Annotated in this window: 17 protein-coding genes; 3 read left to right on the top strand and 14 right to left on the bottom strand. The window is 69.1% G+C overall.

The features are described 5' to 3' along the window. The first annotated feature begins 469 nt into the window (after positions 1-469). On the top strand, positions 470-1,321 hold the full coding sequence (locus ACZK39_RS03040; RefSeq protein ID WP_463612465.1) for an endonuclease domain-containing protein: 852 nt from the start codon (positions 470-472) through the stop codon (positions 1,319-1,321). A 212-nt stretch (positions 1,322-1,533) separates the two neighbouring features. Here the strand turns inward: ACZK39_RS03040 and ACZK39_RS03035 are convergent, their stop codons facing one another. From ACZK39_RS03035 to cimA, 3 genes are read right to left on the bottom strand one after another with little or no spacing between them, the layout of a single operon-like run. After that, on the bottom strand, positions 1,534-2,460 hold the full coding sequence (locus tag ACZK39_RS03035) for a CPBP family intramembrane glutamic endopeptidase (RefSeq protein WP_463612464.1): 927 nt from the start codon (positions 2,458-2,460) through the stop codon (positions 1,534-1,536). Continuing rightward, the gene (locus ACZK39_RS03030; protein ID WP_182783958.1) at positions 2,457-3,260 is read right to left on the bottom strand and encodes a fumarylacetoacetate hydrolase family protein; all 804 of its coding nucleotides are present in this window, start codon (positions 3,258-3,260) and stop codon (positions 2,457-2,459) included. Before ACZK39_RS03030 ends, ACZK39_RS03035 begins: the two co-directional genes overlap by 4 nt. Before the next feature lie 39 nt (positions 3,261-3,299). Next, positions 3,300-4,883 carry a citramalate synthase gene (gene cimA / locus ACZK39_RS03025; protein WP_182783956.1) on the bottom strand — a complete coding sequence of 528 codons (1,584 nt, stop codon included), beginning with the start codon at positions 4,881-4,883 and terminating at the stop codon, positions 3,300-3,302. A 130-nt stretch (positions 4,884-5,013) separates the two neighbouring features. Between cimA and ACZK39_RS03020 the strand changes: the two genes are divergently transcribed. Beyond that, positions 5,014-6,069 carry a 3-isopropylmalate dehydrogenase gene (locus ACZK39_RS03020; RefSeq protein WP_463612463.1) on the top strand — a complete coding sequence of 352 codons (1,056 nt, stop codon included), beginning with the start codon at positions 5,014-5,016 and terminating at the stop codon, positions 6,067-6,069. Between the two features lie 19 nt (positions 6,070-6,088). On the opposite strand, the gene ACZK39_RS03015 is transcribed toward ACZK39_RS03020, so the two are convergent. The 3 genes from ACZK39_RS03015 to ACZK39_RS03005 all read right to left on the bottom strand — a co-directional run bounded on the left by ACZK39_RS03015 (position 6,089) and on the right by ACZK39_RS03005 (position 8,235). Continuing rightward, positions 6,089-6,355 (bottom strand): HPr family phosphocarrier protein, encoded by a 267-nt coding sequence (locus tag ACZK39_RS03015; RefSeq protein ID WP_459054632.1) that lies wholly within the window; start codon positions 6,353-6,355, stop codon positions 6,089-6,091. A gap of 37 nt (positions 6,356-6,392) precedes the next feature. Beyond that, complete coding sequence (locus tag ACZK39_RS03010; RefSeq protein ID WP_463612462.1) at positions 6,393-7,379, bottom strand: 1-phosphofructokinase family hexose kinase; 987 nt, start codon at positions 7,377-7,379, stop codon at positions 6,393-6,395. Positions 7,380-7,464: 85 nt separating this feature from the next. After that, the gene (locus tag ACZK39_RS03005) at positions 7,465-8,235 is read right to left on the bottom strand and encodes a DeoR/GlpR family DNA-binding transcription regulator (protein ID WP_463612461.1); all 771 of its coding nucleotides are present in this window, start codon (positions 8,233-8,235) and stop codon (positions 7,465-7,467) included. Between the two features lie 127 nt (positions 8,236-8,362). On the opposite strand from ACZK39_RS03005, the gene ptsP reads away from it, so the two are divergent. Further along, positions 8,363-10,027 carry a phosphoenolpyruvate--protein phosphotransferase gene (ptsP, locus tag ACZK39_RS03000; RefSeq protein WP_463612460.1) on the top strand — a complete coding sequence of 555 codons (1,665 nt, stop codon included), beginning with the start codon at positions 8,363-8,365 and terminating at the stop codon, positions 10,025-10,027. A gap of 62 nt (positions 10,028-10,089) precedes the next feature. Here the strand turns inward: ptsP and ACZK39_RS02995 are convergent, their stop codons facing one another. The 8 genes from ACZK39_RS02995 to hisF form a co-directional block, all read right to left on the bottom strand. Beyond that, complete coding sequence (locus ACZK39_RS02995; protein WP_463612459.1) at positions 10,090-11,136, bottom strand: zinc-dependent dehydrogenase; 1,047 nt, start codon at positions 11,134-11,136, stop codon at positions 10,090-10,092. Positions 11,137-11,144: 8 nt separating this feature from the next. Continuing rightward, the gene (locus ACZK39_RS02990; protein ID WP_463612458.1) at positions 11,145-13,118 is read right to left on the bottom strand and encodes a PTS mannitol transporter subunit IICBA; all 1,974 of its coding nucleotides are present in this window, start codon (positions 13,116-13,118) and stop codon (positions 11,145-11,147) included. Positions 13,119-13,315: 197 nt separating this feature from the next. Then, positions 13,316-14,344 carry a ketol-acid reductoisomerase gene (gene ilvC / locus ACZK39_RS02985; protein ID WP_182783943.1) on the bottom strand — a complete coding sequence of 343 codons (1,029 nt, stop codon included), beginning with the start codon at positions 14,342-14,344 and terminating at the stop codon, positions 13,316-13,318. 20 nt (positions 14,345-14,364) lie between these two features. Beyond that, positions 14,365-14,871, bottom strand: a complete 507-nt coding sequence (ilvN, locus tag ACZK39_RS02980) for an acetolactate synthase small subunit (protein WP_182783941.1) — start codon at positions 14,869-14,871, stop codon at positions 14,365-14,367. Further along, entirely contained in the window at positions 14,868-16,610 is a 1,743-nt protein-coding gene (locus tag ACZK39_RS02975; protein ID WP_463612457.1) for an acetolactate synthase large subunit, read from the bottom strand. Before ACZK39_RS02975 ends, ilvN begins: the two co-directional genes overlap by 4 nt. Before the next feature lie 259 nt (positions 16,611-16,869). Then, positions 16,870-17,361, bottom strand: coding sequence for an aromatic ring-opening dioxygenase LigA (locus ACZK39_RS02970; protein WP_463612456.1), 492 nt, complete (start codon positions 17,359-17,361; stop codon positions 16,870-16,872). A 116-nt stretch (positions 17,362-17,477) separates the two neighbouring features. After that, positions 17,478-17,876 (bottom strand): HIT family protein, encoded by a 399-nt coding sequence (locus ACZK39_RS02965; protein ID WP_182783936.1) that lies wholly within the window; start codon positions 17,874-17,876, stop codon positions 17,478-17,480. Between the two features lie 19 nt (positions 17,877-17,895). Next, the gene (gene hisF / locus ACZK39_RS02960) at positions 17,896-18,657 is read right to left on the bottom strand and encodes an imidazole glycerol phosphate synthase subunit HisF (RefSeq protein WP_182783934.1); all 762 of its coding nucleotides are present in this window, start codon (positions 18,655-18,657) and stop codon (positions 17,896-17,898) included. Positions 18,658-18,667 lie beyond the last annotated feature (10 nt).

The raw sequence follows: 18,667 nt of genomic DNA, 5'->3' as shown, positions 1-18,667 counted from the left end.
AAACAGGGGTTTGGTGGCCCGCAAACCGACCCCCCCCCCCCCCGTCGCTCCGCCTCCGGTCGCCCCACCCCCGGCCGCTCCACCCCCGGTCGCCCCCCCCGACCGCTCCACCCCCGACCGCTCCACCCCCGGTCGCCCCACCCCCGGCCGCTGGGTTACCGGCTCCGTGGCCGACCCGGCCGCCCCACCCCCGGCTCCCGTGGCCGCCCCGGCGGCCCCTCGCCGCTGTGCCCAGTCACCTGTGACTCTGGGGAGGCTCATGTCCCCCACCGGGGAGGGAGTTGAGCAAATGGCAAGGATCGCGAGGACCTCCACGCTCAGCCCACGCGTGGCCCGCACCGCGAACCCTGCCATTTGCTCAACTCCCTCCCCCTACCTCTCCCGAGGACCCCCTCCACGGCTCGACGAGTTATCCACAGGCCGGCGCTCGCCCCTTGGCTGCGAGGGTCGCAGTGCACAGACTTGGGGCGTGGATCCCGATGTGATGAGGTCTCTGAGCGACGGCGTCGTGACCGCACGCCTCGCCCCGCGCAAGGCTCGCGCGCTGAACTCCTACGCCTTCCGCGGTCAGCTCGAGCGTCTGCTTCCGGGCGTCTACCGCCGTCCCGGGGCCGGCGAGACGACGGAGGGTCGGCTGCGGGCAATCAAGGCATATGGCGACGACATGGTCGTCGTCGGGCGAAGCGCCGCCGCACTCACGTTCTGGCCGGAGATCGAGCAGGAGGGCTCATTGGAGGTCGCCTGTGCTCGGGCCATCACCCCGGGATACGGACTTCGCATGGAGCAGCGGCTCATCCCTGTCCAACTGCTGACGCGACGCGAGGGAGTGCTGTGCACCGTGCCCGCGCTGACCGTACTTGATCTCATCCCCGACCTGGGAGCCGACGCGATCCAGGAGGCACTGCGTCGAAGCGCATGCACCCTTGCGCAGATGAAGCATGCCCTCTCGCTGACCCCCCGCCGTCGTGGCAACAAGCTACGTCGCGAACTACTCGCCCAATCCGCCGACTCGCCGTGGTCGGCGCTGGAGTTGTCCGCGCATCGGGCGCTGCGTGAGGCCGGCATCACGGGGTGGCGGTCGAACCTCCGCGTCGTCGTCGGGGGACGCAAGTACTACGTCGACGCCGGCTTCCGTGAGCAGAAGATCGCGCTGGAGTTCGACGGCTACGCGTTCCACAGCTCGCCGGAAGCCTTCCACGCGGACCGTGTACGCGACATTGCGCTCATCAAGGCCGGTTGGATCGTGGCCCACTTCACCGAGAAGAGTCTCCCGACGCTGGTCGAGAGCACCCTCAGCCTCCTTGCCCTCCGCACCTCCTGATTTCACGTCGACGGCCCCGCGGCCCTGCGGGCCTCGCGTTGAGCAAATGGCAGGGTTCGCGCGGACCTCCACGCTCAGTCCACGCGTGGCCCGCACCGCGAACCCTGCCATTTGCTCAACTCCCCACCCACCCCACCCCGCAGGGCCAAGAAGGCGATGGTGTGGTCATCGGTGGGCGCCACCTTCTTTGGGCTCTCGTCCGGCAAGCGCGGTCAGGGGGTGGTGGTGGCGACGCGAAGCCGGCGGCCCAGCCACCACGCCGCGACACCGAACGCCGCGAACGCCCCGATGTTCCACGCCGCCTCAGCCCACGAGATCGTCGTCACGCCCCGCAACGCGGCCACCGACGAGGTGAAGATCGCGTACGCGTACGCCGCGACATTGTTCACCACGTGCGCAGCGATCCCCGCCTCCAGCCCGCCGGTGACCACGACGAGCGCCCCGGCCACCAGGCCGAACGCCAGGCGGTGCGCGAAGAGGGCCGGGTTCTGCACCCCGTGCAGCAGCGCGAAGATCAACGCGGATCCGACGACGCCCGCCCACGCCCGGCCGGTGGCCGATCCGATCACCTGCAGCAGGTAGCCCCGGAAGAACACCTCTTCCGCCGCTGCCTGGAGCGGCGAGGTGACCGCCACCACCAGCAGGAACCACACCCAGCCGTCCTGGCCGTCGTGAAAGACCGGCATGTCGCCCACGAGGAACGAGGCCCACGTGAACGCGTTGAGGATCACCGCCGCCACCACCAGCGACATCGCCAGATAGCGCCATCTGAGTCCTGGCTGGACCGAGGCCAGCCAGCGGGGCCGCACGCCGTGGACGTAGCGCACCAGCAGGATCGACAAGGGGATGAGCGCAGCCAACGCCAGGTGACCGGCAGCCGGTCCCTCCGGCAGCTCATACGCCGTGGCCGCCCGCTCGTAGGCCGCGTAGTCCCCACCGCCCCGCAGCAGGAAGCCCAGGCGAAGCACGACGGCGGACACAGCAGGCACCACCAGCGCGAACGCGCTGAACGCGAGCAGCGCACCAAACACTGTGATCGGCACCGTGAATCCCCGGCGCCGCAGCGCCAGCGGGTAGCTCAACCCCGACGGCGGGTCCTGCGGCTCGCCGGCCAGCAACAGCAGCGGGGGCTGGGTCACGCGTCCGCGACGGGGTTGCTCAGCACGCCCAGGCCGTCGATCTCCACGCTGACCCGGTCTCCCGGCTCCATCGAACCCACGCCCGCCGGCGTGCCGGTGAGGATCAGGTCGCCCGGAAGGAGCGTGGTGAACGACGTGATGTAGCTGACGAGCTCGACGATGCCACGCACCATCTGCGCTGTGGAGCCCTGCTGGCGCACCTCGTCGCCGAGGCGGGTCTCGATGGTGAGGTGTTCGGCCTCCTCGACGGTGAGGTGCGTGTTGACCCAGGGGCCGAGCGGGAGGAACGTATCTGACCCCTTCGCCCGGGCCCACTGACCATCGGTGGCCTGCCAGTCCCGCGCGGTGACGTCGTTGGCGATGGTGTAGCCGAAGATGACCTCCGGCACGCGCTCGGCGGGCACCTCTTTGCAGATCCGCCCGATCACGATTGCCAGCTCGCCCTCGAAGTGAAGGTTCTCGCAGCCCGCGGGGCGGATGATGGTGTCATCGGGCCCGATCACGGAGGTGTTGGGCTTGAAGAACAACAGCGGCGATTCGGGCACCTCGCCGCCCATCTCCTTGGCGTGGTCCGCGTAGTTCTTGCCCACCCCGACGATCTTGCTGCGCGGGATGACCGGCGCGAGCAGGCGCACGTCGACGAGGTCGTGGCGCTCCCCTGTGTAGTTGACCGCGAGCCCCGCGAGGGGATCGTTGGTCAACGCGGCGATGGTGTCGGGGTGATCTCCCCCGTCAACAGCGAGTTCGATGATCCCGTAGGTGGGGTCCTGGCCATCCTTGACGAAACGTGCGATGCGCATGGTTCCCAGCGTAGTGGAGGCGAGGGAACCACTGACTGCCTAGGCGGGCGGCAGATGCGTGAGGATGCCGTAGGCCAGGGAGTCCATCAGCGCCTCCCAGGAGGCCTCGATGACGTTGGTGCCCACCCCCACCGTCGTCCAGGTGAAGCCGTTGTAGGAGGTGTCGATCAGGGTGCGCACCGAAGCGTCGGTGCCGTGCCCCTCGTCGAGGATCCGCACCCGGTAGTCGGTCAGCTCGAACTCGGCCACTGCCGGGAAGGGCATCGCGAGCGCCTGACGCAGCGCGCCGTCGAGCGCGTTGACGGGGCCGTTGCCCTCGCCCACCACCATGTGCCGCTCGCCCTTGGCGGTGAGCTTGACGGTGGCCTCGGAGATGTTGACCCCGTCGCGCTCCTCGGTGAACACGCGCCACGACTGGACCTGGAACGGCAGCGCGAGGATGCCGAGCTCGTCGCGCAGCAGCATCTCGAACGACGCATCGGCGGACTCGTAGGAGTAACCCTCGTTCTCCCTGGCCTTGACCCGCTCCGTGATGGAGGCCGCCAGCGCCCGATCCTCAAGGTCGAAGCCCAGCTGCTCGCCCTTGATCTGGATGTTGGCGCGGCCGGCCATGTCCGAGATCAGCATCCGCATGTCGTTGCCCACCAGCGACGGGTCGATGTGCTGGTAGAGGTTCTCGTCCACCCTGATGGCGGAGGCGTGCAGGCCCGCCTTGTGGGCGAAGCTCGAATGCCCCACGTAGGGCTGGCGACCCACCAGCGGCTGATGCGCCACCAGCGCGATCGCGTGGGCAACCCGGGTCAGCTCCGCGAGCTGCTCGGGGGGCAGCACGTCCCATCCGTACTTCAGCTGCAGGTTGGGGATGAGCGCGGACAGGTCCGCGTTGCCGGTGCGCTCCCCGTACCCGTTGAAGGTGCCCTGCACGTGCATGACGCCGGCCTCGACGGCGGCCAGGGTGTTGGCGACGGCGCAGGCGGTGTCGTTGTGGCAGTGGACGCCCAGGTTGGCCCCGGTGGCGGCGGCGGCCTCGATGATCTCCCCCATCCAGCTGGGCAGCATGCCTCCGTTGGTGTCGCAGAGCACCACCACCTCGGCGCCGGCGTCGTGGGCCGTCTGGACCACCTGGATGGCGTACTCGGGATTGGCGCGGTAGCCGTCGAAGAAGTGTTCGCAGTCCACGAACACCCGCTTGCCCTGCGAGCGGAGGTACTGCACGGTGTCGGTGACCATCTCGAGGTTCTCCTCGAGCGTGGTGCGCAAGGCCCGGTACACGTGTTCGTCGTGTGACTTGGCGACGATGCAGATGAAGTCCGTGTCCGCGTCGACCAGCGCCCGGGTCAGCGCGTCCTCGGCCGCCTTCGCCCCGGCCTTGCGGGTGGCGCCGAACGCCACCAGCTGGGAGCGCTTCAGGTTGAGCTCCTTGGCGCGGACGAAGAACTCGGTGTCGTTGGGGTTGGCGCCCGGCCAACCCCCCTCGATGAAGGTGACGCCCAGCTCGTCGAGGTAGCCCGCGATCTTCAGCTTGTCCTGCACCGACAGGTGCAGGCCCTCCTGCTGCGCGCCGTCGCGCAGTGAGGTGTCGAAGACGTGGAACTCGGCCGGTCGGGTCGGCAGCATCGGCATTGATCTCTCCCAGGGGTGGTCAGTCAGAGCGAAGGATACCCCGAGCAGGCGGACCCGCCCCGTCTCAGCCAGTGGACGGGCACGCCACACCCCTTCCCGGCCGAAAGCGCCAAGCCGTAGGGTCCTGCCCATGACTCAGACCAGCACCATCGCCGTCATCGGCGGCGACGGCATCGGCCCCGAGGTGACCGCCGAGGCGCTCAAGGCCCTCACCGCCGTCGCCGGCGCAGATGCCTTCGACTTCGTCCACTACGACCTGGGCGCCGAGCGCTGGCAGCGCACCGGCGAGGTGCTGCCGGACTCCGTGTTGGAAGAGCTTAAGGGTGTGGACGCCATCGTGCTGGGCGCGGTCGGCGCGGCCCCGGGGTCGAAGGCGATCCCGAGCGGGCTTCTCGAGCGCGGCCTGCTGCTCAAGCTGCGGTTCGCCTTCGATCACGCGATCAACCTCCGCCCCTCCAAGCTCTACCCGGGAGTGCCCACTCCCCTGGCCCCCCGCATCGTCGAGGGCAAAACCGTTGACTTCGTCGTGGTGCGCGAGGGAACCGAAGGGCTCTACTGCGGCAACGGCGGGTCGGTGCGCGTCGGCACCCCGCACGAACTCGCCACGGAGGTCTCCGTCAACACGGCCTACGGCGTGGAGCGGGTCGTCCGCGACGCCTACCGCCGCGCCAAGGCGCGTCGGGGCCAGCTCACGCTGCTGCACAAGCACAACGTGCTGGTCAACGCCGGCACCCTGTGGAACCGCATCTTCACCGAGGTCGGCGAGGAGTTCCCAGAGGTGGAGCGCAGGTACCTACACATCGATGCGGCGATGATCGCCATGGTGGTGGACCCCAGTCAGTTCGACGTCATCGTCACCGACAACCTGTTCGGCGACATCGTCACGGACCTGGCTGCCGCGGTCACCGGGGGCATCGGGCTGGCCGCGTCGGCCAACATCAACCCCAGCGGCGAGTTCCCGTCGATGTTCGAGCCCGTGCACGGATCGGCCCCCGACATCGCGGGTCAGGGCATCGCGGATCCCACGGCGGCCATCTCGTCGATGGCGCTCCTGTTGGACCACCTGGGCCGGCCGGAGCTGTCGGCACGGATCGACGAGGCGGTCAGCGCGGACATCACCGAGCGGGGCTCCGCGAGGCTGCGCACCACCGAGATCGGCGACCGGATCGCGGCACGCCTCTCCTGAGGCTCAGCCGACGGGGGCCTCAGGCGTCGAGGTCCTGCTCGATCAACGCTGCGATCTTCTCGACCGCCTCAGCGTTGTCAGACTCGACGGTGACCTCCGCGCCTGCGCCGGCACCCAGGGTCATGATCATGAGGCTGGAGGCGGCGTCCACCCCATCCTCGGCGGGTGTCCCGGCGAGCCTGATGAGGATGTCGTCGTCGTAGGCCCCGGCCGCCTGGGCGACGAGGGCCGCGGGACGGGCATGGAGGCCGACGGAGGAGCCGACGGTGACGGTCTTGCTTGCCATGATGGTGTCCTTCTGGTGTGGGTGAGCCCGCGGCCGGTCAGCCGAGGGCGATGACGTCGATCTGACCGGTCGTCAGATCTGCAGGGGTGGGCAGGGTGGTTCCCGGGAGCGCAGCGGCTGCCGAGCCGTAGGCGACGGAGGTGGCGAGGCACTGGGCGGGGTCGGCCCCCCGAATGTCGGCCAGAATGAAGCCGGCCACTGACGAGTCGCCGGCCCCCACCGTGCTCCGCACACTGATCCGCGGCGCACGCGCGAACCAGGCGCCGCCGCCGGTGACCAGCACGGCACCCGACCCGCCGAGGGTGACCAGGACGGCGCGGATCCCGCGCTCCTGCAGACTGCGGGCCGCCGCGACAATCCCGTCCAGCTCTCCACGCTCCGCGGCCGCCTCGAACTCCTGCGGGCTGCCACCGGTCAGCTGGGCCAGCTCTTCGGCGTTGGGCTTGATGAGATCGATCGGTGCGTCGAGCGACGCCACCAGCGCGTCGAGCGCTGGGCCTGAGGTGTCGACGGCGATTCGGCAGCCGAGCCCGGAGAGCCTCCCCACCAGGCTCGCGTACCAGTGGTCCGGGGCTCCGGGCGGGAGCGACCCGGCCAGCGCCACCCAGGCCGCGCCCCGTGCGACGTCGACCAGCGAGTCCGCCGCCACCTCCAGGTGTGCCGCGGTCAGCAGTGGCCCGGGCTCGTTGAGTTTCGTGGTGGTGCCGTCAGGCTCGGTGACTGTGGTGTTCATCCGCACCCGACGTCCGTCGTCGAGCGACTGCCCGAGCACGGTCAGCGGCGGCTCGGCGTGTTCTGCCAGCGTGCGGAATCCGCGATCCAGTGCCGCGGCCACGACGGTCACCGGCAGCCCTGCTGCACTCAACACCCGCGCAACGTTGACGCCCTTGCCCGCCGCCTGCTCCGTCACGCCGCTGGCCCGGAGCAGCTGGCCCCGCAGCAGGGGGCCGTCGAGGGTCAGCGTGCGGTCGATACTGGGGTTGGCCGTGAATGTGACCACTCTGCGTGCGACGTCGTCGACCATGCTGTCCGCTCCCTCGAGGCTCTGCTTACCTCCGTTTATATCCCAATTTGACTCACAAAGCAAGGTAAACCGACATAAACAAACATTACCCCACCACGTCGACCCGGAGTTCGAGCGCCTCCAGAGCAGTCCGCGATGCCGGGGCCAGACGGGTATCCGTCACCAGCGCGTCGACGTCCCCGAGCTCCGCGAACCGGACCAGATAGTCAGCCCCGAACTTGGTGGCGTCGGCCAGCACGTACACCTCGCGGGCAGCCCGCACCATGGCCTGCTTGACGGCGGCCTCGGCCGGATCGGGCGTCGAGAACCCGTGCTCGGCGGAGAACCCGTTGGCCCCGAGGAAGGCGACGTCCACCCGCAGCCGGGCCAGCGCGGCGTGGGCCTCCGCCCCGACGGTGGCCTGGGTGAGTCCGCGCACCTGCCCCCCGAGCAGCAGCACCTCCACGTCCCCGCGGTCCGCGAGCGCCCCGGCAGTGGGCACGGAGTTGGTGACTACGGTGGAGACCCACGCCGGTAGGAGCGCGCTCAGCTTGGCCGTGGTGGTGCCGGCGTCCAGCAGGACGGTCAGCTCGTCGCGCTGCGGGAGCAGCGAGACGGCATGGGCGGCGATGGCGAGCTTCTCGTCCTGCGACGTCGCCTCCCGTTGGCCCACCGGGGCCTCGGCCAGCCACAGCTTGTCCGAGGGCACGGCCCCACCGTGGACGCGGCTCAGCAGCCCACGCGCGGCCAGGGCGTCGAGGTCGCGCCTGATCGTCTCGGGCGTCACACCGAAGCGCACGGCGAGGTCGGCCACGGCCACCCGGCCCAGGCCCCTCGCAAGCGTCACGATGTCGTGCTGGCGCTCTTCGGCGTACATTCGACCCCTTCCTCGGGGCTCGCCCCGTTTCCAACATGATCAAACGGGGCCGAACCTGTGTTTGTGTTGACTTCATGGTCCCTGCAGGCGACGATAGTCACAACTACCCCCTCATTGTGGAGGAACCATGGAATCGAAGTCCCTTCGCGGCACCGGTGTCGTCGGCGGCATCGCCTACGCGCCCGCCCTCTGGCCCCGCCCTGCCATCCCAGCGCCCCCACCCCGCGGCACCCTCCCCGAGGATGCTCGGGAGCAGGAGGCCGAGCGCTTCGCCGCGGCGGTGGCCGCCGTCGCCCAACGGTTCGACGAGCGCGCCAGCGCGGTCACCGGTGTCTCGTCCGAGGTCCTCACCGCCACGGCCGCACTGGTCCGGGACCGCGGATGGGTGCGCGCCGCGCGCAAGCTGATCACCGCCGGGACCCCGGCCGAGGAGGCCGTCGGAACCGCCATCGAGGGGTTCGTGACCCAACTCGTCCAGCTGGGCGGCCTGATGGCCGAACGGGCGACGGATCTGCGCGACATCCGCAACCGCGTGCTCGCCGAGCTGTTGGGGCTCCCCGAGCCGGGCATCCCCACCCCTTCGTCGCCCGTCATCCTGTGCGCCGAGGATCTCGCCCCCGCGGACACCGCCGGCCTCGATCCAGCGCTCATCACCGCGCTCGTCACCAGGCTCGGTGGCCCCACCAGCCACACCGCGATCATCGCCAGGCAGCTCGGTATTCCTTGCATCGTCGCCGCGGCGGAGCTCGACTCGGTCCCCGAGGGGGCCCCGCTGCTGGTGGATGGCACCTCAGGGTTCATCACCGTGCACCCCGACCCGGACGAAGCCACCGAGCTGATGAACCGGGACCGGGAGCTCCGCGCCCTCACGGCCACCTGGCAGGGCCCCGCCCGGACCTCCGACGGCGTCAGCGTGCAACTGCTCGCCAATGTGCAGGACGGCGCCGCCGCGCGCACGGCCGCCGGCTCGGAGGCGGAGGGCGTGGGCCTGTTCAGGACCGAGCTGTGCTTCCTCACCGCCCAGACCGAGCCCAGCGTCGAGGAGCAGGCCCGCATCTACGGAGAGGTCTTCGCCGCGTTCGCAGGCCGCAAGGTAGTGGTGCGCACGCTCGACGCCGGCTCCGACAAGCCGGTGCCGTTCGCCAACCACGAGGATGAAGCCAATCCCTCGCTCGGCGTGCGGGGCATCCGCCTCGGCTGGACCAACCCGGGGCTGGTCGAACGCCAACTGGACGCGATCGCGCTCGCCGCCGCCGGGGCCGGCGTGGCGGAGGCGTGGGTGATGGCCCCCATGGTGGCCACCGTCGACGAGGCCTTCGAGTTCTCGGCCCTCTGCCGGGCCCGCGGCCTGAAGCCGGGCATCATGGTGGAGGTCCCCTCGGTAGCGCTCCTGGCGGACCGCTTCCTCGCCGAGGTGGACTTCTTCTCCATCGGCACCAACGACCTGACCCAGTACGCGATGGCCGCGGACCGGATGGCCAGCGCCCTGGCCCAGCTCACCGACCCCTGGCAGCCCGCCGTGCTGCGGCTCGTCCAGTTCGCCGCCGAGGCCGGGCTGGCCGTCGGCAAGCCGGTGGGGGTGTGCGGGGAGGCAGCTGCGGATCCGCTGCTCGCCTGCGTTCTGGTGGGGCTGGGAGTCACGTCTCTGTCGATGGCCGCCACGGCGATCCCGTCGGTGGGGGTGCGCCTCGGCAGCGTCACGCTGGACCAGTGCCGCGAGGCGGCCGAGCGCATCGTCGGCACCCGCAACGCGCGCGACGCGAAGGAGCTGGCGCTCGCGCTGCTGGGCTGAGGGCGCACAGAAAGGGCCGGGAACCTGAGGTTCCCGGCCCTTTCGGCGTTCAGATCATGGTGCTACGGCTCGACGGTGACCTTGATGGCCTCGCCGCGGGCGACGATATCGAACGCTGTGAGCGCGTCGACGAGCGGCACCCGCCGGGTGATCAGATCCTTGACCGGGATCTGGCCCGACGCGATGTAGGCCAGCGCGTCCTTGTGGTGCTTCGGCGCAGACCCGTTGGCGCCGTGGATGTGCAGTTGGCGGTAGTGCACCAGGTTGCTGTCGCAGGTGATGGTCGGGTTGGTCTTCGGCAGGCCGCCGAAGAACGAGATCCGGCCGTTGCGCGCGGCCATCGAGATGGCCTGCTCCTGGTTGATGTTGGCCGGGGTGGCGGTGATCACCACGTCCGCGCCGCGCCCGTCTGTCATGCGCATGATCTCGGCCACGACGTCGGTGCTGGAGGCGTCGATCGTCGCGTCCGGATGGACCGCCTCGGCCGACATCGCCAACCTCTCGGCGTTGATGTCGACCAGGACGATGCTGCCGGCCTTGTGCACGCCGCGCGCGATCCGGATGTGCATGCAGCCGATCGGACCGGCCCCGAAGACCACCACGAAGTCGCCCTCCTCGATGCCGAGCTGCTCCTGCGCGTTGATCGCGCAGGCGAAGGGCTCGACAGCGGAGGCCTCGTCGAAGCCCACCTCGTCCGGGATGCGGTTCAGGCCGTCGACCTTCAGCACCTCCTTGGGCACGATCATGTACTCGGCGAACCCGCCGTCGTACTGGTAGCCGACGGAGGTCTGGTTCTGACAGACAGCCATCCAGCCCTTGCGGCACTCGTGGCAGTCGCCGCACGGCACGGCCGCGATCACCTGCACCCGGTCACCGACGGCGAAGCCCCCGAGCGCCTCGGGGCCAACCTCCACCACCTCCCCGGCGATCTCGTGGCCCATCGTCGTGACGCGGGTGATGTTGACGTGACCGTTGTTGCGGATCTTCACGTCGGTGCCGCAGGTCGAGCAGTTGCGGACCCGGATCTTGACCTCCTCCGGGCCGCACTGCGGCTCAGGGACGTCCTCGAGCCGCACATCGCCGGGGGCATGGAATCTCAGTGCCTTCATAACTTCGTTCACTCCTCGGTGGGGGTCAGGAGGTCGATGACCTCGTCAACGGAGGTGGCCGAACGCAGTCGCGCGGCGCGCTCCTTGTCGGACAGCGTGGTGGCAAGCGCCGCCAGGAGCTTGACGTGCTCGTCGCTGTTCGAGGCGATCGGGATTACGACATTGACGGTGTTCCCGTCCCAGTCGATGCCCTCGGGGTACTGGAGGAAGCCCAGGGCGGCCGAGTTGATGTGGGCTCGGGCCTCGTTGGTGCCGTGGGGAATCGCGACGCCCTGGCCCAGGAAGGTCGTGGTCTGCAGCTCACGGGCGAGCATCCCGTCGATGTAGGCGGGTTCCGCGGCGCCGGAGGTCACGAGGACCTGACCCGCCTGGCGGATGGCGTCGTCCTTGCCGGTCGCGGTCAGCCCTAGGCGCACGTTCTGTCGCGGCAGGATGCCGGGGGCGAGCCGCTTCTTGGGGCGGGCGAGAGTCGCGGTGGTCGCGGCGGGTGCCGCTGCCGACGAGATCGGCTCCCCCTCGGCGTCGCCGACACCGGTCGCGGTGAGGGTGCGGCCCTCACGGATCGCGAGCTCGACGCGGTCGAAGGCCGGGTCCCCGAGGTACGAGGCGAAGGGGACGACGACAGTGCCGGGGACACGCTTGCCGGCCCGGTCCGCGAGGCCCTCGTGGGTCAGCACGACCTGCGCGTCGGTGGGGATCTGATCGACCGGCGTGTGGACAACCTCGACGCCGTAGGGGGCAAGGCGCTTGCGCATCTGGCTGGCCACCATGACTGAGGAGCCCATGCCTGCGTCGCACGCGATGACCACCTTGCGGACGTCGGAACCGAGGATGCTCACGCCGTCGCCGAGCGAGCCGGAGGACGCCAGGGCCGCCGCTTCGGCCTCGACCGAGTCGTCGGAGCCCCGCCCGAACTTCAGGAGGGCGGAGGTCACCAGGAACGAGACGACGGCGGCGGTCAGCACGGTGAGGATCATCGGGAGATGACCACCGGGAGGCGTCACCGCGAAGTAGGCCAGGATCGATCCGGGCGACGGCGGGCCGGCCAGCCCGGCACCGGTGGCGGTAGCGACGAACAGCCCGGACATGGAGCCGGCGATCATGCCCAGGAGCATCACCGGGCGCATGAGGATGTAGGGGAAGTAGATCTCGTGGATGCCGCCCAGGAAGTGGATGACGATCGCGCCGGAGGTGGAGGCGCGCAGAGACCGGGGTCCGAACAGCATGAACGCGGTCAGCAGGCCGAGGCCCGCACCCGGGTTGGACTCCACCATGTACAGGATCGACTTGCCCGTCTCCGCCACGTCGAGCGCGGCGAGCGGCGTGAAGATGCCGTGGTTGATGGCGTTGTTGAGGAACAGCACCTTGCCGGGCTCGACGAACAGTGACGCCAGCGGCAGCAGGTTCGCGGCCACCAGCCAGTTCACGCCGGCCGACAGCACGCCGACGATGGCCGCCACCACGGGGCCGACGCCCAGGGTGCCGACGATCGCCAGCAGCATGCCGATGATGCCGAGCGAGAAGTTGTCCACCACCATCTCGAAGCCGGCGCGGACCTTGCCCTCGACAGCCCGGTCGAACTGCTTCAGCGCCCAGCCGGCGAGGGGACCCATGATCATCGCGCCGAGGAACATCGGCGTCCCGCTCAGGGTGGCGAACTCCGTGATGCCGCCGATGATCACGCCGGCGGTGGCGATGGCACCCACGACCGCGCCGCGGTTCCCGTGCACCATCTTGCCGCCGGTGTGGCCGATCAGGATGGGCAGGAGAAAGTACAGCATGGGGCCGACCAGGCCGGCCAGCGTGGCGTTCGGCAGCCAGCCTGTCTCGATGAACATCGCCGTGATCAGGCCCCAGGCGATGAAGGCGCCGATGTTCGGCATGATCATGCCGGCCAGGTAGCCGCCGAATTTCTGAATCCGGGCGCGGAGGCCGGGTCCTTCAAGGTTCTTGTTGACGCGTGCGTCAGGAAGAGCGGTCATCATCTACTCCCGTACTCGGCCGGGCAGCGCCTCGATGCGCAGCCGGGTGGGGGTTGCCCACACCGCAATCTTGAAGGCAAAACCAACAGAAGTCAAGTAAACCGGAGAACTTCAATGTTGGATCGTGTTGTTTTTGGAGCCTGGGCAACCAAAAGGGCCCGCGACGCGCGTCGCGGGCCCTCAGGTCGTGGAACAGGTCAGCGGGAAGCCGAACCCTCGACGTAGTCGGCGTCGTCGGTCTTGACCCAGCTCATCAGCCCACGGAGCTGACGGCCGGTCTCCTCGATCGGGTGCGCCTCACCCTTGGCACGCAGCTCCTTGAACTCGGGCGCACCCGCATCCTGATCGTCGATGAAACGCTGGGCGAACGCGCCGGTCTGGATGTCGGTGAGCACCGCCTTCATGTTCTCCTTCACCCTGGCATCGATGACCCGCGGTCCGGAGACGTAGTCGCCGTACTCCGCGGTGTCCGAGACGCTCCAGCGCTGCTTGGCGATGCCGCCCTCGTACATGAGGTCCACGATGAGCTTCAGCTCGTGCAGGCACTCGAAGTAGGCCACCTCTGGCTGGTAGCCGGCCTCGACCAACGTCTCGAAACCGGCCTGGACCAGCGCCGACGCGCCGCCGCACAGGACGGCCTGCTCTCCGAACAGGTCCGTCTCGGTCTCCTCGGTGAAGGTGGTCTTGATCCCGCCTGCGCGCAGCGCACCGATCGCCTTGGCGTAGCTCAGCGCCAGCGGCCAGGCATTGCCGGTCTCGTCCTTCTCCACTGCGATGATCGCGGGCACGCCGCGTCCGTTGGTGTACTCGCGGCGCACCAGGTGCCCCGGGCCCTTGGGCGCCACCATGCACACGTCGACGCCCTCAGGCGGGGTGATGTAGCCGAAGCGGATGTTGAAGCCGTGGGCGAAGAACAGCGCGTCACCCTTGGTGAGGTGGGGCTCGATCTCCTCCTTGTACACGGTGCGCTGGACCTGATCGGGGGCCAGGATCATGATGAGGTCGGCCTCCTCGACGGCCTCAGCGACGGGGAGCACCCGAAGGCCCTCGGCCTCGGCCTTGGCGGCCGACGGTGAGCCAGGGCGAAGGCCCACGCGCACATCGACGCCCGAGTCGCGCAGCGACAGCGCGTGCGCATGCCCCTGCGAGCCGTAGCCGATGACGGCGACGTGGCGACCTTGGATGATCGACAGGTCGGCATCCTGGTCGTAGAACATTTCTGCCATGGGTTCTCCTTCTTCGGTTTCTACTTAGCCTTGTGTTCGGACATGCTCCTGGCGCCTCGGGTGAGCGCCACCTGCCCGGACTGGACGAGCTCGATGATGCCGTGCGGCGCGAGCATCTCCAGCAGGGCGGCGAGCTTCTCGTCGCTGCCGGTGGCCTCGACGGTGATGGACTCCGCCGAGACATCCACGGCCTTGCCCCGGAACAGGCCCACGACGTCGATGACCTGGCTGCGGCTCTGCACGTCCGCACGGACCTTCACCAGCATCATCTCGCGCCTCACGGCCGAATCCCCGAGCTCGAGGACCTTGCGCACCTCGATGAGCTTGTTGAGCTGCTTGACGATCTGCTCGAGGGCGGCGCTGTCCTCGACCTGGGCCACCACCGTCATCCGCGAGACCTCCTCGCGTTCCGTGGGACCCACGGCGAGAGACTGGATGTTGAACCCGCGGCGCGAGAAGAGCGCCGCGATCCGGGTCAGCACGCCTGGGCGGTTTGCGACCAGGATGCTCAGGGTGTGGTTGTTCACAGCACTTCCTCTTCCCATTCGGGGGCCATGTCGCGGGCCACGCGGATCTCGTCGTTGCTGACACCGGCGGGCACCATCGGCCACACCATGGCGTCCTTGTGCACGACGAACTCCACAACCACCGGCCTGTCGTTGATCTCGAGCGCCTGCTGGATCACCGCATCCATCTCCACCTCATTGGTGGCGCGGAGCCCCACGCACCCCATCGCCTCGGCGAGCATGGGGAAGTTGGGCAGCGACTCGGTCATCAGGTCCGTGTTCGAGTACCGGCCCTCGTAGAACAGCGACTGCCATTGGCGGACCATGCCCAGCGCGTGGTTGTTGATGATGGCGATCTTGATGGGGATGTTGTTCAGCGCGCAGGTGACCAGCTCCTGGTTGGTCATCTGGAAGCAGCCGTCCCCGTCGATGCCCCACACCGTGGTGTCCGGGTTGGCCACCTTCGCGCCCATCGCGGCCGGCACGCAGAAGCCCATAGTGCCCGCTCCCCCGGAGTTGATCCAGGTGCCTGGTTTCTCGTGGGGCAGGAAGTGGGCGCACCACATCTGGTGCTGCCCCACGCCGGAGGCGTAGATGGTGTCCGCCGGGCTCAGCTCGCCGATGCGTTTGATGACCTCCTGGGGCGACAGCCGCCCGTCGGGCGCCTCCTCCCAGCGGGGCTGGTAGCGGGCCTTCATGAGGCCCAGCTGACGGCGCCAGGCGTCGGCCTCCGGGGCCGGATAGGCCTCGATCGCCTCGTTGAGCTCCTTGAGCGTCTCCCTGACATCGCCCACGATGGGGATGTCCACCGCCTTGTTCTTGCCGATCTCGGCCGGGTCCACATCGGCGTGGATGACCTTGGCGTGGGGGGCGAAGCTGTCCAGCTTGCCCGTGACGCGGTCGTCGAAGCGGGTGCCCAGCGCGATGAGCAGATCGGACTTCTGCAGCGCACCGACGGCGGCGACGGTGCCGTGCATGCCCGGCATGCCCATGTTCAGCTCGTGGCTGTCCGGAAACTGGCCCCGTGCCATGAGCGTGGTGACGACGGGGATCCTGGTCTTGGCCACGAACTCGGCCAACTCCGGCGCGGCCTTGGCCAGGCCGACGCCGCCGCCGACGTATAGCACGGGGCGCTTCGACTCCGAGATCAGCTTGGCGGCCGCCCGCACCTGCCGCGCGTGCGGCTTCACCGTGGGTCGGTAGCCGGGGAGGTCCAGCTCCAGCGGCCACACGAAGGGAGCGGTGTGCACCATCGCGTCCTTGGCGATGTCCACCAACACCGGGCCCGGCCGGCCCGTCGCGGCGATGTGGAACGCCTCCTTGATGGCCAGCGGGATGTCCTCGACGCGCTTGATCAGGAAGCTGTGCTTCGTGATAGGCATCGTGATGCCTCGGATGTCGGCCTCCTGGAAGGCGTCCGTGCCGATGGAGTGGCTGTTGACCTGGCCGGTGATGGCAACGAGCGGGGTCGAGTCCATGTAGGCGTTGGCGATCGGCGTGACGAGGTTGGTGGCGCCCGGGCCCGAGGTGGCGATGCAGACACCGACCCGGCCTGAGCTCATCGCGTAGCCCTCAGCGGCGTGGCCCGCGCCCTGCTCGTGACGCACCAGGATGTGGCGGATCTTCGAGTCGAACAGCGGATCGTAGGCGGGGAGAATGGCGCCGCCGGGAATCCCGAAGGCTACATCGACACCCATTCGTTCCAGTGACTCGACGAGGGCCTGCGCCCCCGTCATGACCTGACCGTCCGTCTGTGTCATGCGCCTCTCCCTTCGTTGATCGCTCGCACTGTTGTCATCCCAAGAAAAAACCCCCGCTGCCCGTATCGGGCACACGAGGGAGCGCTTCGGTTCGTTGATGAGCCGAAAGCGCTTAGGGAATTACGAGCCAGCTAGTGGGCATGGGTACATGCTTGCCGGTGACGTGGCCGGCTGTCAAGCATTGGTGCCGCGTGGTCCGAAATGTAAGACGGCGGGCAGGACCTGAGTCCTGCCCGCCGCCTGAGCCCAGTGGGCGGTGTCACTCGGTGACGGTGGCCGACTTCACGGAGGGGTACTTGATGGTGGTCAGGGCCCAGCCGATGATGGCGAACAGGAGGCCGAGGCCGATGACGAGCGCCGCGATGCCGTAGGACACCACAGAGGTGAACAGCGACGCGCGCAGGAACGAGGCGTTCATGGCGGTGGTGCGCTGCGCGGTGTATTCCTCAGCGGCGGCGGTGTCGCCGGCTTCGTTGGCCTCGCGGGCCAGCGCGCCGAGCTCGGCGTAGGTCTTGCCGCCGGCGCCGTCGAGGGCGTGGTGGTTGATGATGTCGGCCTGCGCGAAGGCGCTGAGGGGGCCGGCGACGGGCTTGCCTGCGTAGGCGCCGCCCATGAATGTGGAGTCACCCGGAACGGTGATGTTCTCCGCGGCCAGCTGCGAGCTGACGGTGCCCCAGGTGAGGGCGCCCGCGACGATCATGACGATTCCGGCGACAATGGAGAGGATCCCGGCGATCTTGGTGGCCTTCATGAAGGTCCCTTTCTCTTTCTTTACGGGACGCGTCCACGTCCCTTGATACACATCAATGTAGACCAGCCTGTCTAGACCCTAACCGGGGGGTGGTATTGCCAGGGGAAGTTGATCCGTTAGGGTGCCCCACCCACCCTGGCCCATACCCCGTCCAGGTCTGAGGTCACCGGCCCCCGGAGGCCCGCGATGCCAGGATTGTGCGCATAGCGAGGCAGCACGTGGACGTGCGTGTGGAGGACCTCCTGGCCGGAGACCGGCCCAGCGTTGGACAGGATGTTGCACGCGTCGGCGCCGAGCCGCTCCTTGAGGAGTCTGCCGACGCGGGCCACCGCGGGGCCGATCTCGGCGAGCACCATGTCATCGGCCAGGGCATCGGCGGTGTGGCGGCGGGGCACCACCAGGGTATGGCCCTCCTGCCAGGGCTGGATGTCCAGGAACGCGACAGCGACGTCGTCCTCGTAGATCATCCGGGCCGGGATGTCACCGGCGACGATGGCGCAGAACAGACACTCCATGGCTCTCCTCCTTCTCTATCTATCGGACCTCGAAGCCTGCCTCGCGCAGGCCGGCCTTGACCTGATCGACGGTGAGTCGTTGGTAGTGGAACACGCTGGCGGCCAGCACGGCGTCGGCGCCGGCCTCGGCCGCCCGCACGAAGTGCTCGATCGTCCCGGCGCCGCCGGAGGCGATCAGCGGCACGTCCACCACGGCCCGCACGGCCCGGATCATCTCGAGGTCGAAGCCGTCGGTGGTGCCGTCGGCGTCCATCGAGTTGAGGAGCACCTCCCCCACGCCGCGCGCGCAGGCCTCTTTCGCCCAAGCCAGGGCGTCGACGCCCGCCGAGCGACGCCCGCCGTGGGTGGTGACGCCGAATCCCGAGGGCATCCCTTCCTCGCGCCGGGCGTCCACGGACAGGACAAGGACCTGGTTGCCGAAGGTGCGCGAGATCTCGTCGATGACCCCCGGCCGCGCCAGCGCGCCGGTGTTGATGCCCACCTTGTCCGCCCCGCTGCGCAGCAGGAGATCCACATCCGCCACCTCCCGCACCCCGCCGCCGACCGTCAGGGGGATGAACACGGTCTCCGCGCAGCGCGCCACCATGTCGCGGGTGGTGGCCCGGCCATCGGAGGAGGCCGAGATGTCGAGGAAGGTCAGCTCGTCGGCTCCCTCGGCCGAGTAGCGCGCGGCCAGCTCGACGGGGTCCCCCGCGTCGCGCAACTGACGGAAGTTCACACCCTTGACCACGCGACCGTCGTGGACGTCGAGGCAGGGGATCACGCGCAGAGCTACGGCCATGGGGGCAAAC

It is taken from the genome of Tessaracoccus luoxuelianae (assembly GCF_055326245.1).
Note: the sequence above shows the minus strand (reverse complement) of the source record. Positions and strands in the feature narration are given on the sequence as shown.